This is a genomic window from Cellulomonas sp. CW35 (assembly GCF_052378485.1).
Taxonomy (GTDB): domain Bacteria; phylum Actinomycetota; class Actinomycetes; order Actinomycetales; family Cellulomonadaceae; genus Cellulomonas; species Cellulomonas uda.
On the sequence record NZ_CP199000.1, the window covers coordinates 377,451 to 391,803 of the forward strand.

Consider the following 14,353-nt stretch of genomic DNA (forward strand, 5'->3'; position numbering starts at 1 on the left):
CGTGTCGGGGCGGTGTCAGCCGGCCCGCGCAGGGTGGCGGCATGACAACAGACCTGGTGATCGAGGCCGAGGGCCTCGTGAAGCACTTCGGCGAGACGAACGCGCTGCAGGGCGTCGACCTCGTCGTCCCCCGGGGCACCGTGCTCGGTGTGCTCGGCCCCAACGGCGCCGGCAAGACGACGACCGTCCGCATCCTGTCCACCCTGCTCACCCCCGACGCGGGCACGGCCCGCATCAACGGCCTCGACGTGGTCCGCGACGCCGAGAAGGTCCGGCACATGATCGGCCTGACGGGGCAGTACGCGTCCGTCGACGAGGACCTCACGGGCCGGCAGAACCTCGTGCTGTTCGGCACGCTGCTGGAGCTCGGCCGCGCGGGGGCACGTGCCCGTGCCGCCGAGCTGCTCGAGTGGTTCGACCTCGCGGACGCCGCCGACCGGCCCGCGAAGACGTACTCCGGCGGCATGCGCCGCCGCCTGGACCTCGCGGCGTCGCTCGTCGGGCGGCCCGACGTGATCTTCCTCGACGAGCCGACGACGGGCCTCGACCCGGCCAAGCGTGAGCAGATGTGGGACGTGGTGCGCTCGCTCGTCGCGGACGGCTCGACCGTGCTGCTCACGACGCAGTACCTCGAGGAGGCGGACGCGCTGGCCGACGAGATCACGGTCGTCGACCACGGCCGCGTGATCGCGCACGACACCCCGGACGGCCTCAAGCGGGTGGTCGGCGGGCTGACGCTCGAGGTCCGCCCCAGTGACCCCGCGCGCCTGGCGCAGACCGCGCAGATCCTGTCCGAGGTCAGCACGGGTGCGGCGGCCGACGAGATCCGCAAGGGCGTGCTCGCCGTGCCCGTGGCCGACGACGAGGCGCTCACCGCGACGGTCGCGCGGCTCGGCTCGGCGGGGGTCGCCGTGACCGAGTTGTCCCTGCACCTGCCGAGCCTCGACGAGGTGTTCTTCACGCTGACCGGCCGCACCACGTCCACCGACGAGCCCGACGACGACCCGAAGGAGGCGGCGGCATGAGCACCCCGACCAGCACCCCGACGAGCACAGTGACGCTGGACCGCCCGCGCACACCCGACGCACCGCGCGGCGAGGCGGTCCGTCGACCCCGCCCGTTCCCGCTGGTGCGGCACTCCGCGGCACTGACCAAGCGCTCGTTGATCAAGACGTGGCGCACACCCGAGGCGCTCATCGACGTGACGCTGCAGCCGATCGTGTTCCTCGCGATCTTCGTGACGATCTTCGGCACCGCGGTCGCGGGCAGCACGGGCAGCTACCTGCAGTTCCTGCTCCCGGGGATCCTCGCCCAGACCATCGCGCAGGGTGCGATCGCGATCGGCGTGAACCTCAACACGGACCTGTCCAAGGGCATCTTCGACCGGTTCAAATCGCTGCCGATCCCGCGCAGCGCACCGCTGCTGGGTGCGGTGCTGGGGGACGTCGTGCGGTACGTGATCGTCGCGGTCGTGACGATCGTGACGGGCTACGCGATGGGCTTCCGCATCGCGACGAGCCCCCTCGAGGCCGTCGCGGGCTGCCTGCTCGCGGTGCTGTTCGCGGTGTGCCTGAGCTGGGTGTCGGTGTGGGTCGGGATGCTCGTGCGCACGTCCGGTGCGGTGCAGGGCGTGATGTTCCTGATCGTCATGCCGCTCAGCTTCGGCTCGAACGTCTTCGTGCGGACCGACGACCTGCCCACGTGGATGCAGGGCTTCGTGGACGTCAACCCGTTGACCCACCTCGTGGAGTCCATGCGCGGGCTGTTCCTCGGTTCGCCGGTGGGTGACCACGTGTGGTGGACGCTGGCGTGGTGCGTGGGCCTGGTGGCGGTGTTCATGCCGCTGGCGCTGCGCGCGTACCGCCGCAAGGTCTGACCCGGTCAGGGAGCCAGGCCGAGCACCCGGTCCGCGGTGGCGGCGACCATCCGGTCGACCTCCGCCGCGGGCCGGGCGCGCAGCTCGTCGAGGCGGCGCTCACCCGCCTCGCCCGCCGCGCGGGTCGCGAGCGAGTGCGGCTGCCCGAGCGGCAGGGCGGCGTTGGCGACGGTGGCCCCCATCCGCCGCCCGAGCGCCCACAGCGTCGTCGCGTGCTCGTCGTCCCCGCGCCACGCCGCGAGCTCGGCGCACCCGAGCGCGAACGTCCCGACGACGGGCATGTCGGCGAGCGTGCGCGCGTCCGCGGCGGCGTCGCGCAGCACCGCGACGACGTGCCGCTCGACACGGGCCCGCTCGTCGTCGTCCGTGCTGTCCCGGGGCGTCGCCTGCAGCAGGACGACCGCGGCGGAGACGAGGAACACGACGCGCGCCTGGGCGACGGGGTCCCGCCGCCGCGTGACCACCGCCGCGGCCCGCAGCGCGCGCGCCACGGCCGTGGGCCGGTCACCGCCGGCGAGCGCGACCATCGCGAGCCCCAGCAGGGCGTGCTCGACGTCGATGCCGTCGGCGCGCGGCGCGTCGGCGGTCTCGTGCAGTGCGTCGAGCGCCTCGGTCGAGCCGTCGAGCGCACGCTGCACGTCGAGCAGCACGCGCAGGCTCCGCGCGTCCTGCGCAGCGCCGACGAGCTCGAGGTGCTGCACGCCGCGCTCGAGCCACTGCACGGCCTGCGCGGCGTCCTGCGCGGCGGACCACTGCGCGACGCCCTGCGCGGCCATGCCCATGCCCCAGTGGTCGCCGAGCTGCTCGAACAGCGCGAACGCCGCACGCGCGTCCTGCGCGGAGTCGAGCGGCTCGCCGGCGTTCTCGCGCACCGCACCGCGCAGGAACAGCCCGAGCGCGCGTACGTAGTCGTCGTCGTGCGCGACGAGCGCGTGCGCCGCCGCGTCGAGCTCGGCGGTCGCCGACGACGCGAGCGCCGGCACCACCTGGCCGAGCGCGCGCATCCGGTCGCTCACCTCGTCGGGCTGCTCGCGCAGCACGCGGCGCAGCACGCGCGACGCCAGGGCGGTCGCCCGCCAGGACGCCGCCGCGCCCGCGTTCATCGCGCTCTGCAGCACCACGGTCGCGGTGCGGTCGCCGTCCGGCAGGTGCGCGCCGGCTGCGAGTCCGGGGCGCCCGACCAGCAACGGGCACGCGCGCCGTGCGGCGGGGTCGTCCGCGTGCAGCAGCCGCTCGGCCCAGGTGACGACCTCGGCGTGCATGCCGCGCACGGACCACCACTGGAACAGCGTCGAGGCGAGGTCGACGGCCGCGGTGTCGTCGGCGGTCTCGACCGCCCGCCGCAGGGCCACGACGAACGTCTCCGCCTCGTCGTCGCAGCGCGCGAGCGCGGCGAGCTGCCCCGCGCCGACGAACCGCGGTGCGAGGTCCGCGCACTCGCGTGCCGCCCACGTGACGAGCCCCGCCAGCGCGTCGTCCCGTGCGCCGGCGGCGGCGAGGCGCGCCTCGCCGTACTCGCGGACCGTCTCGAGCATCCGGTACCGCGCGGGCCCCGAGCCCGCGTCCTCGAGCGCCAGCAGCGACTGGTCGACGAGGTCCGCGAGCCCGCGGCGCACGTCGTCGACCCCCGCGACGGCCGCGGCGAGCGACGCGGGGAACGCGCCGGGGACCACGGCGAGACGCTCGAGCAGGTCGCGCTCGTCGTCGGGCAGCAGCTCACGGCTCCAGTCGACCAGCGCCCACAGGCTCGCGTGCCGCTCGGGCAGGCCGCGCAGCGCGTCGTCGAGCAGTGCGAACCGGTCCGCGAGCCCGTGCAGCAGGTCCTCCACGGGCATCGACCGCAGCCGGGCGGCGGCGAGCTCGAGCGCGAGCGGCAGGTTGTCGAGCCGGCGGCACAGCTCGAGCGCGCGCTCGTCGTCCCACACCAGGCCCGGGCGCGCGTCCTGGGCGCGCGCGTGCAGCAGCGCGAGCGCGTCGTCGTCGGGCAGGGCAGCCAGGCGGTGCACGCGTTCGCCGACGAGCCCCAGCGGCGCGCGGGACGTCGCGAGCACCGTCACGTCGGGCGGTGCGACCGTCAGCAGGTCCGCGACCGTGCGGGCGGCGTCCGCGAGCACGTGCTCGCAGTTGTCGAGCACGACGAGGCCGCGCAGGTCGTGCGCGGCCGCGCGCAGCCGCTCGAGCCGGGGCAGCATGCGCCGCTCGGCGACGTCCGGGAGCGTCGGGGCGGTCTCCGCCCCGCCGAGCTCGCCGAGCAGCGCGGGCAGCACGTCGTCACCCGACCGCAGACCCGCGAGCTCGACTACGTGGACCGACTCGCCGCGTTCGGCGGCGAGCCGCGCGACCTCGGCCGCGAGGCGCGTCTTGCCGGCCCCGCCCGTCGCGACGACCGTGACCACCGGGCCCGCCCCGAGCGCGGCGGTCACGGCGGCGACGTCCGCCTCGCGCCCGACGAGGGGCGTCGCCGGGCGTCGCCACGCGCGTGGCAGCCGGACCGGCCCGCGCTGCGACTCGTCCGGCGACGCGTCCGGCGACGACTCGCCCGGCGGCGGCGGCGACGCGTCGGGCACGGCGGGCGTCGTGGTCGCGGACGGGCGCCTCAGCTCGCCGCGCAGCAGCGCGAGGTGCGCGTCCTGCACCACCGGGGAGGGGTCGGTGCCGTAGCGCTCGGCCAGGTCGCGGCGCAGCGCCTCGACCACCTCCAGCGCCTCGGCGTCCCGCCCCTGCGCTGCCAGCACATGCACCAGCAGGGCCGTGGCGGGCTCGTCGGGCGGTGTGCGGGTGGCGAGCAGGCGCAGGTCGTCGTCGTCGAACGGCCCACCGGAACGCAGCGCGGCGCGGGCCGCGACGTCGGCGGTGTCCGCGAGCAGGCGCACGGCCGTCGTGTCCAGCGGGGTCGCCGGCAGCAGGGCCCGGGCCGCGGTGGCGTGCGCACGCGCGGCCGCGGTGTCGTCGGCGGCGAGCGCGGTCCGCGCGGCGACGACGAGCGCGCGCACCTCGTCGGCGTCCACCACGAGCCCCTCGCGCGGCACCCGGTACCCGCCGGGGACCGACTCGACGGCCATTCCGAGCCGCCGCACGCGCGAGACGAGCGCCTGCACGGCCCCGGTCTCGTCGTCGGGCGGCGCGCCGTCCCACACGGCCTCGACCAGCGCGCGCACGGACACCGCGTGACCGCGCGCCGCGACGAGCTCGCGGACCACGGCCGCGAGCCGCTCGCCGCGCACGGGCCGGCCGTCGAGCGCGAGCGGTCCGAGCGTGGTCACCTGCACGCGCCCAGCATCCCCCACGGCGCGTGGGGATCCGCGCAGCGTCCGGCGGGAATGCGCCGCGCGCGCGATGGTTGACGTGTGCGGCGCAGCCGTGCGCCGCCACCGCCGCCGAGCCCGTCGTCGGTTCCCTCGTGGGTTCCCTCGTCGGGTCCGCCGGCGCGGTGCCCCGTCCTGAGGAGGAGCTCATGTCCGTCGTCGTCACCGGTGCCACCGGTCACCTGGGCCGTCTGGTCGTCGAAGGTCTGCTGGACGCGGGGGTCGCCCCGGACGAGGTCGTCGCGGGAGGCCGGCGCACCGAGCGCCTCGCGGACCTGGCCGCGCGCGGCGTGCGCGTCGCGGAGGTGGACTACGGGCGCCCGGAGACGCTCGCCGGCGCGTTCGCGGGGGCGGACACGCTCGTGCTCGTCTCGGGCTCGGAGGTGGGGCAGCGCGTCCCGCAGCACCGCGCGGCGATCGAGGCGGCGCGGGCGGCCGGCGTCCGGCGCGTCGTCTACACGAGCGCGCCGCACGCGGACACCAGCACGCTCGTCCTGGTGCCCGAGCACCGCGCGACGGAGGAGCTGCTCGCCGCGTCGGGGCTCGTCGTGACCGTGCTGCGCAACAACTGGTACACGGAGAACTACGTGACGACCCTGCAGCAGGCGGCGGAGACGGGCGAGGTCGTCGCGTCGGCCGGTGACGGGCGTGTCGCGTCCGCGTCGCGCGCGGACTTCGCGGCGGGCATCGTGGCCGTCGTCACCGGGTCGGGGCACGACGGGCGCACGTACGAGCTCTCGGGCGACCACGCGTGGACGTTCGACGAGCTCGCGGCGGCCGCCGCCGAGATCCTCGGCCGGCCGGTGACGTACCGCCGGGTCACGCCCGACGAGCAGCGCGCGGCCCTGCTCGCCGCAGGTCTCGACGAGGGCACCGTGGGCTTCCTGGTGACGTTGGACCAGGACATCGCCGGCGGTGCGCTCGCGGACGCGACCGACACGCTGCGCACGCTGATCGGGCGGCCGACCACCCCGCTCGTCGAGGGTCTGCGCGCGGCCTGGCAGGAGTCGTCGCGGCCGTCGTGACGGACATCTCGGGAGCATCCCGGACATAGCGGCTGTGGACGGTCCTGGGGACGACACGGGGCGTGGTGTGGACGGCCTGTGGGCCGCCTGTGCGTCGAACCACACCCGTGTCGTTCGAGCGCCGCAAACGTGCAGTTCAGGGGCCGTGTCAGTGGGTCGTCGTACTGTGGAGAAGTCATCCACGGGGTGAAAAACGACACGCGTGTAACACAACACCTAGTGGTTGGTTGCGGTGTCAGACACTAGGTGTAGTGTCTTCACCACGCGGTCGGCCGGGGAGCCGAGCGGTCGTCGGAGCCCCGGACAGGCTTCACGAGCGCTCGAGAGAAGGCAGCTCCCGAGGCCGTCACCGGGGCCTGACAAGGCCCCGCGCGGCACGGTTCCACCAGAGTTTCTGAGCTTCCAGGAGAGAGTCACGATGACGATCACGGTCTACAGCAAGCCCGCGTGCGTGCAGTGCAACGCGACCTACCGTGCTCTCGACAAGCTGGGTGCGGACTACACGGTCGTCGACATCAGCGAGGACGCGGACGCCCGCGACTACGTCATGTCGCTCGGGCACCTGCAGGCGCCGGTCGTGATCGCGGACGGTGACCACTGGTCCGGTTACCGTCCCGACCGGATCAAGGCGCTCGCGGAGCGTCTCGAGGCCGTCACCGTCGCCTGAACCGCCGCCCCCTTCGAGGGTGGCCACGCCGGTGGCCTGCGAGCCACCGGACACGTCAGCTTCCGGACCCGGGGAGGGCAACGATGAGCGCGCTCGTCTACTTCTCCTCGGCGTCCAACAACACGCACCGCTTCGTGGAGAAGCTGGGCCTGCCGGCCCAGCGGATCCCGTTGCGCCCCGCCGAGCCCTTCCTGCACGTCACGGAGCCGTACGTGCTGGTGGTGCCGACGTACGGGGGCGGTAACGAGGGCGGTGCGGTCCCGCGCCAGGTCGTGAGGTTCCTCAACGACGCGGCCAACCGCGCCCTGATCCGCGGGGTGGTCGCAGCGGGCAACACCAACTTCGGCGAGGCGTACTGCATCGCGGGGGACATCGTCGCGGCCAAGTGCCGCGTCCCCTACCTGTACGGCTTCGAGCTCATGGGAACGAACGAGGACGTGCAGCGCGTCCGCGAGGGATTGGAACGGTTTTGGCAGCGACAGTCACTGATTTCCGCGTAGATACGTCGGGGATGGACTACCACGCCCTCAACGCGATGCTCAACCTGTACAGCGCGGACGGGAAGATCCAGTTCGACAAGGACCGCGAGGCGGCCCGCGCGTACTTCCTGCAGCACGTCAACCAGAACACGGTCTTCTTCCACGACCTCGAGGAGAAGCTCGAGTACCTGGTCGAGAACAAGTACTACGACCCGGCGGTGCTCGCGCAGTACGACCGCGCGTTCGTCAAGACGCTGTTCCAGTACGCGTACTCCAAGAAGTTCCGGTTCCAGACGTTCCTCGGCGCGTTCAAGTACTACACGTCGTACACGCTCAAGACGTTCGACGGGAAGCGGTACCTGGAGCGGTTCGAGGACCGCGTGTGCATGGTCGCGCTCGCGCTGGCGGAGGGCGACGAGGACTTCGCGACCTCGCTCGTCGACGAGATCATCTCGGGGCGGTTCCAGCCCGCGACCCCCACGTTCCTCAACCTCGGCAAGGCGCAGCGCGGCGAGCCCGTGTCCTGCTTCCTGCTGCGCATCGAGGACAACATGGAGTCGATCGCGCGCGGCATCAACTCCGCGCTGCAGCTCTCCAAGCGCGGCGGCGGCGTGGCCCTGCTGCTGTCGAACATCCGTGAGCACGGTGCGCCGATCAAGCACATCGAGAACCAGAGCTCGGGCGTCATCCCCGTGATGAAGCTCCTCGAGGACTCGTTCTCCTACGCCAACCAGCTCGGTGCGCGCCAGGGTGCCGGCGCGGTGTACCTGCACGCGCACCACCCGGACATCTACCGCTTCCTCGACACCAAGCGCGAGAACGCGGACGAGAAGATCCGCATCAAGACGCTCTCGCTCGGCGTCGTCATCCCGGACATCACGTTCGAGCTCGCCCGCAAGAACGAGCCCATGTACCTGTTCTCGCCGTACGACGTCGAGCGGGTGTACGGCAAGCCCTTCGCGGACATCGACGTGACCGAGAAGTACTACGAGATGGTCGAGAACGCGTCGATCCGCAAGACCAAGATCAACGCACGCGAGTTCTTCCAGACGCTCGCCGAGATCCAGTTCGAGTCGGGCTACCCGTACATCATGTTCGAGGACACGGTGAACCGGGCCAACCCGATCGAGGGCAAGGTCACGCACTCGAACCTGTGCTCGGAGATCCTGCAGGTCTCGACCCCGTCGACGTTCAACGAGGACCTCTCGTACGACCACGTGGGCCGCGACATCTCCTGCAACCTCGGCTCGATGAACATCGCGCTGTCGATGGACTCGCCCGACCTGGGCAAGACCGTCGAGACCGCGATCCGTGCGCTCACGGCCGTGTCCGACCAGACGGACATCGAGTCGGTCCCGTCGGTCAAGCGCGCCAACCGGGGCGGTCACGCCATCGGCCTCGGCCAGATGAACCTGCACGGGTACCTGGCGCGCGAGCGGATCTTCTACGGCTCCGACGAGGGCCTCGACTTCACGAACATCTACTTCTACACGGTCGCGTACCACGCGATCCGTGCGTCGAACCTGCTCGCGCAGGAGCGCGGCTCGTCGTTCTACGGGTTCGAGAAGTCGAAGTACGCGACGGGCGAGTACTTCACCAAGTACCTCGAGAAGGAGTGGGCGCCGCGCACCGAGCGCGTGGCCCGGCTCTTCGCCGACGCCGGCGTGCACATCCCGACGCAGGACGACTGGCGCGAGCTCGCCGAGCTCGTCCGCGTCCACGGCCTGTACAACCAGAACCTGCAGGCGGTCCCGCCGACCGGCTCGATCTCCTACATCAACCACTCGACGAGCTCGATCCACCCGATCGCGTCGAAGATCGAGATCCGCAAGGAAGGCAAGATCGGCCGCGTCTACTACCCGGCGCCGTTCATGACGAACGACAACCTGGAGTACTACCAGGACGCGTACGAGATCGGCTACGAGAAGATCATCGACACCTACGCCGAGGCCACGCAGCACGTGGACCAGGGCCTGTCGCTGACGCTGTTCTTCAAGGACACCGCCACCACGCGTGACCTGAACAAGGCGCAGATCTACGCCTGGAAGAAGGGCATCAAGACCATCTACTACATCCGCCTCCGTCAGATGGCCCTCCAGGGGACGGAAGTGGAGAACTGCGTCTCCTGCATGTTGTGACGCCGTGACCATGGAGAAGAGCACCGCATCGGGGCCGGACGTCGTAGGACGCATCTACGGCGTCCGGCTCGCGGACAGCGCTGAGTACCGCTACATCGGTCTGACCGAGTCCACGGTGGCTCGCCGGTTCGCCCGGCACCGCGCCAACGCGCGCGCCGGCCGCCGCACCCCGTTCTACGACTGGCTGAGCAAGCATGACGACGAGGCGGTGGTCGACGAGCTCGAGCTCGTCCGCACCACGCGGATCGAGCTCGGCGAGGCAGAGGTCAGGTGGATCGCGGCGCGGCGCGCGGCGGGGGATCGTCTCCTGAACCTGACCGACGGCGGCCTCGGTCCTCTCGGCATGGTGTGGACCGACGAGCAGCGCGAGGCGGCTCGCGTGCGGTCGACAGGTCGCAAGGGAGTGAGCAGGCCGGGGGAGCTGAACCCGTTCTACGGCGCGAAGCACTCCGCCGAGCAGCGGGCTCGGTGGTCGCAGCAGCGCGCCGGTACGAACGCGGGTGAGGCGAACCCGAACTACGGGAAGTTCGGCCCTGAGCACCCGAGCTATGGACACACGATGAGCGAAGCGGCTCGTCAGACGCTCTCGGAGGCCCGGAGCGGAGAGGGGAACCCCAACTTCGGCAGGACGGCGAGCGCCGAGACCCGCGCGAAGATGTCTGCAGCCCGCCGGGGCCGGCCGATGCCGTCGAGCCGTCGGAGCGCGCACACTCGATACCACGTCAACGGAGGCGGCTGGAGTCCCCGATGCCTCTATTGCGACTCGACAGTCGAGCGGCAGTTCGCGCTGCTCGTCCTTCAGGGAGATGAGAAGGCATGAGCCCCACGGGGAAGCTGAAGCTGGTCGACCGGGTCTCGGCGATCAACTGGAACCGGCTGCAGGACGAGAAGGACCTCGAGGTCTGGGACCGCCTGGTCGGCAACTTCTGGCTGCCGGAGAAGGTGCCGGTCTCCAACGACATCCAGTCGTGGGCGACCCTGACCGAGGCCGAGAAGACGATGACGACCCGCGTCTTCACCGGCCTGACGCTCCTGGACACCATCCAGGGCACGGTCGGCGCGGTCAGCCTCATCCCCGACGCGCTCACGCCGCACGAGGAGGCCGTCTACACGAACATCGCGTTCATGGAGTCGGTGCACGCGAAGTCGTACTCCTCGATCTTCTCCACGCTGATCTCCACCAAGGAGATCGACGAGGCGTTCCGCTGGTCGGAGGAGAACCCGAACCTGCAGCGCAAGGCCGAGATCGTCCTGAACTACTACCGGGGCGACGAGCCGCTCAAGCGCAAGGTCGCCTCGACCATGCTCGAGTCGTTCCTGTTCTACTCGGGCTTCTACGCGCCCATGTACTGGGCGTCGCGCGCCAAGCTCACGAACACGGCCGACCTGATCCGCCTGATCATCCGTGACGAGGCGGTGCACGGGTACTACATCGGCTACAAGTTCCAGAAGGGCCTCGAGCTCATCTCGCCGGCCGAGCGCGCGGAGCTCAAGGACTACACGTTCGAGCTGCTCTTCGAGCTCTACGACAACGAGGTCGAGTACACGCAGGACCTGTACGACGAGCTCGGCCTCACCGAGGACGTCAAGAAGTTCCTGCGCTACAACGCCAACAAGGCCCTCATGAACCTCGGCTACGAGGCGCTGTTCCCGCGCGACGAGACCGACGTCAACCCGGCGATCCTGTCCGCGCTGTCCCCGAACGCCGACGAGAACCACGACTTCTTCTCCGGCTCGGGCTCGTCCTACGTCATCGGCAAGGCCGTCAACACCGAGGACGAGGACTGGGAGTTCTGACCTCCTGCTGACCGACACCCGGCTGTCGACCGACACACAACTGTGGGGACCGCGCACGACACCGCGCGGTCCCCACAGTCGTCGTCGGGCGCGCACCTCGGGGCCATCGGCGGCCGGGCGCGCGACCGCAGGTCAGGGGGCCAGGGTGAAGCCGCCCGTCCAGGCGATCTTCTCGCCCGCCGCCAGGGTGAGCTGGACGAAGCCGAGCGCCTCGAGCTCACGCGCGCGGCGCAACGAGCCGGCGTCGACGCCGCGCAGGCCCGCGTCGGTGACGACTCGCAGGAGCAGCGCCTTCGCGTCGGCGTCGTCACCCGCGACGAGCACCGTCGTCGTCTGGTCTCCGACCTGGCCCGACGCGAGCGTCGCGGCGAAGTTCGTGTTGAACGCCTTGAGGACGCGTGACTGCGGCAGCGCGGCCGCGAGCTCCGCAGCGGCGGAGGCGTCGGGCGGCACGACGAGCGAGTCGAACGTCTGGAAGTCGAGCGGGTTCGTGATGTCGACGACGACCTTGCCCGCGAGCTCGTCGCGGCGCGCATCCGCGATGGCGGACAGGGCCGGGTAGGGGACGGCGAGCACGACGAGCTCACCGTCGACGGCGGAGTCGTCGTCGTGCCCGATGGTCTGGGCCTGGTGCCCGCCCTTCGTGACCAGACCCGCGATCGCCTGGCCCATGTTCCCGGTGCCGATGATGCTGACGTGCGTCATGATGCCGATCTCCCCCGCGTGTGCCGGCGGCACCTCCTGGCGGGAACGGGACGTCCCGTCGGTGCCGTCACCAGCGTGGCCCCGCGGGCGCCGACCCGCGCGCCGACGGAGCGTCAGGGGCGGTGCAGGGTGAAGACCTCGTACTCGTCGCGCACGGGCCGGTTCGCGACGAGCTCGCGGCCGCCACCGTGGTAGGCGGACACGTAGTGGCCGTTGAACGCGCGCAGGGCGATCCGGTCGACCATGACCTCCTCGACGCGGAACGTCTCCCACTCGCCGATGCGGTCGCCGACAGCGAGCACCTCGCGGCCACCGCCGCCCGCGGCGGACACGTAGTCCCCGTTGGGCGCGATGAGCGCGACGCGGTCCCCGCCGAGGCGGACGAGGCCGAACGTCTCCCAGTCGCTGGGCCGGGGGCGGTTCGCGACGAGGGTCTGGCGGCCGCCGGCCTCGGCGACGACGAAGTCGCCGTAGTGCACCTGCAGGTGCAGGACGTCGTCGGCGACGGGGAGGTGGCGGATGCGCCACTCGACGCGCAGGCGGTAGGTGTCCTGCGCGGGGCCGGTGACGACGAGCTCCTGGGCGAGGGCTCCGGCGTCGGCGCCGGCGGGCACGAGCAGGGACGTCTGGACGAGCGCGAAGTCCTCCCGGGGCCAGGACGCAAGGGTGTCCCGCAGCCCGGCGACGCTCCCGCCGAGGACCGCGCCGCCGGTCAGGCCCTGCGGCTCGTCGTCCTTGAGGCGCGCGCGCACGGTGGCGCCGACGGCGTCGGCGAGCGTGGGGGCGAGCTCGTCGAGGACGTCCTGCGCGACGGCGTCGCGCGTCGTGCCGTCCCAGTCCTCGACGGCGAGCAGCAGCGCGGCGTGCACGGCGGTGGGGCCCTGGGTCGCGGCGGGGACGAACACGCGGTGCAGCTCGCGCTCGAGCGTGCCGGCGGGACGCTCGACGATCGCGGGGGCGAGGTCCTGCGCGACGAGCGTGCGCACCTCGGCGGTGCCGTCGGCGCCGACCTGCGCGGTGAGCGCACCGGTGAGCCGCAGCGCGTCGGGGCCGACGGGGGGCGCGCCGTACGGCCAGGGCGCGCGCAGGCCGGTGCCGTCCTCGCGGGTCAGCGCGGTGACGTGCAGCGAGACGATCGTCCCGCCGCGGTGGTCGATGATCGGCTGACGGCAGATGGGCATGACGGGCATCGCGGGGCCTCTCGGGTGGGGTCGTGGTGCGCTCGGACGTGGGGACGGGCGGGGCGTCGCCGGTGACGCCCCGTGCAGCTGGCGGGTGTGCCGGGGGTCGGCTGCCGGTCAGGTCGGGACGGCACGTGCCCCCTCGATCGGGGTGGTGCGCGGTGCGGGCGGGTGGTGCGCGGCGACGGCGACGACGACCTTGCCGCGCACCTCGCCGCGCTCGAGCCGGGCGTGCGCGTCGGCGACGAGCTCGAGGGGCACGGAGGACAGGCGGCGGGGACGCAGACCGGTGCGCTCGACGGCGTCGACGACGTGCCGTGCGGCGAGCGCGAGGTCCTCGACGGACGCCTGCGAGATCGCGAAGCCCGTGACGGTGGCGGCGTTGAGGTACAGCGCGCCGACGGGGAACGACGCGCGGGTCGCCATGCCGGCGAGCAGGACGACGCGCCCGCCGGGGGCGAGCACGTCGAGGTAGGCCTCGAGGTCGTTGCGTCCCGCGGTGTCGACGACGAGGTCCACGGCGCCGCCGAGCGTGGACCGGTCGAGCCGGGCGGCGCGGTCGACGGGCGTCGCGCCGGCGCGGTCGAGGTCGAACGCGTCGTCGGTGCCGCAGGTCGTCACGACGACGGCACCCGCGGCAACCGCGAGGTGCACGGCGGACCAGCCGACGTTGCCGCCGCCGCCGACGACGAGCACGCGCATCCCGGCGCGCAGGTGGCCGTGCCGGAACAGGGCGAGCCACGCGGTGCTCGCGGGGTGCGCGAGCGCGACCAGCTCGGACGCGGGCAGGCCGGCGGGGCACCGGTAGAGGCGCGCGCGGGGGACCCGCACGAGCTCGGCGAGCGCACCGTCGCGCCCGTCGTAGCCGAGCGAGCTGGTCCAGACCTCGTCGCCCGCCCGGAACTCCGCCGCGGCGGCGTCCCCGGCCTCGACGACGGTGCCGACGGCGTCGCGGCCGACGACGAACGGGAACGCCAGAGGGGTCCGCCAGGCACCGCTGCGGACGAACGTGTCGACGTGGTTCACGGAGCCGAAGGCGACGCGCACGAGCACCTCGTCGGGACCCGGGGTCGGGACGGGGAGCTCGCGCAGCGTGATGCACTGCGGCGGACCGTGACGGTCGATGACTGCGGCTCTCATCGCGGCCGAGCATGCCGACCGGCGGGGCCCGCGCGGGTGC

Annotated in this window: 12 protein-coding genes; 8 read left to right on the forward strand and 4 right to left on the reverse strand. The window is 72.5% G+C overall.

Features of this window, described 5'->3' with window-relative positions:
• Positions 1-41: 41 nt before the first annotated feature.
• Positions 42-1,025 carry an ATP-binding cassette domain-containing protein gene (locus ACT17Q_RS01770; protein ID WP_444664345.1) on the forward strand — a complete coding sequence of 328 codons (984 nt, stop codon included), beginning with the start codon at positions 42-44 and terminating at the stop codon, positions 1,023-1,025.
• Positions 1,022-1,876, forward strand: coding sequence for an ABC transporter permease (locus tag ACT17Q_RS01775; RefSeq protein WP_444664347.1), 855 nt, complete (start codon positions 1,022-1,024; stop codon positions 1,874-1,876). Before ACT17Q_RS01770 ends, ACT17Q_RS01775 begins: the two co-directional genes overlap by 4 nt.
• 5 nt (positions 1,877-1,881) lie before the next feature.
• On the opposite strand, the gene ACT17Q_RS01780 is transcribed toward ACT17Q_RS01775, so the two are convergent.
• Positions 1,882-5,145: an AfsR/SARP family transcriptional regulator gene (locus ACT17Q_RS01780; protein ID WP_444664349.1), complete on the reverse strand. Its 3,264-nt coding sequence runs from the start codon at positions 5,143-5,145 to the stop codon at positions 1,882-1,884.
• Positions 5,146-5,330: 185 nt separating this feature from the next.
• On the opposite strand from ACT17Q_RS01780, the gene ACT17Q_RS01785 reads away from it, so the two are divergent.
• From ACT17Q_RS01785 to nrdF, 6 genes are all read left to right on the forward strand, one after another.
• Positions 5,331-6,206 (forward strand): SDR family oxidoreductase, encoded by an 876-nt coding sequence (locus ACT17Q_RS01785; protein WP_444664351.1) that lies wholly within the window; start codon positions 5,331-5,333, stop codon positions 6,204-6,206.
• 418 nt (positions 6,207-6,624) lie between these two features.
• Positions 6,625-6,873: a glutaredoxin-like protein NrdH gene (nrdH, locus tag ACT17Q_RS01790; protein WP_094181154.1), complete on the forward strand. Its 249-nt coding sequence runs from the start codon at positions 6,625-6,627 to the stop codon at positions 6,871-6,873.
• Between the two features lie 83 nt (positions 6,874-6,956).
• Complete coding sequence (gene nrdI, locus ACT17Q_RS01795) at positions 6,957-7,373, forward strand: class Ib ribonucleoside-diphosphate reductase assembly flavoprotein NrdI (RefSeq protein ID WP_094181153.1); 417 nt, start codon at positions 6,957-6,959, stop codon at positions 7,371-7,373.
• Positions 7,374-7,384: 11 nt separating this feature from the next.
• Positions 7,385-9,490 (forward strand): class 1b ribonucleoside-diphosphate reductase subunit alpha, encoded by a 2,106-nt coding sequence (gene nrdE / locus ACT17Q_RS01800; protein WP_208405296.1) that lies wholly within the window; start codon positions 7,385-7,387, stop codon positions 9,488-9,490.
• A 10-nt stretch (positions 9,491-9,500) separates the two neighbouring features.
• Positions 9,501-10,310 carry an NUMOD3 domain-containing DNA-binding protein gene (locus ACT17Q_RS01805; RefSeq protein ID WP_444665350.1) on the forward strand — a complete coding sequence of 270 codons (810 nt, stop codon included), beginning with the start codon at positions 9,501-9,503 and terminating at the stop codon, positions 10,308-10,310.
• Positions 10,307-11,287, forward strand: a complete 981-nt coding sequence (gene nrdF / locus ACT17Q_RS01810) for a class 1b ribonucleoside-diphosphate reductase subunit beta (protein ID WP_094181151.1) — start codon at positions 10,307-10,309, stop codon at positions 11,285-11,287. The genes ACT17Q_RS01805 and nrdF overlap by 4 nt, the downstream gene beginning before the upstream one ends.
• Positions 11,288-11,419: 132 nt before the next feature.
• Here nrdF and ACT17Q_RS01815 read toward each other — a convergent pair whose 3' ends face one another.
• The 3 genes from ACT17Q_RS01815 to ACT17Q_RS01825 form a co-directional block, all read right to left on the reverse strand.
• Positions 11,420-11,992, reverse strand: a complete 573-nt coding sequence (locus tag ACT17Q_RS01815) for an NADPH-dependent F420 reductase (protein WP_444664355.1) — start codon at positions 11,990-11,992, stop codon at positions 11,420-11,422.
• Positions 11,993-12,105: 113 nt separating this feature from the next.
• Positions 12,106-13,182, reverse strand: a complete 1,077-nt coding sequence (locus tag ACT17Q_RS01820) for a DUF7910 domain-containing protein (RefSeq protein ID WP_444664356.1) — start codon at positions 13,180-13,182, stop codon at positions 12,106-12,108.
• Positions 13,183-13,290: 108 nt separating this feature from the next.
• Positions 13,291-14,313, reverse strand: a complete 1,023-nt coding sequence (locus tag ACT17Q_RS01825; protein WP_094181148.1) for a zinc-binding dehydrogenase — start codon at positions 14,311-14,313, stop codon at positions 13,291-13,293.
• Positions 14,314-14,353 lie beyond the last annotated feature (40 nt).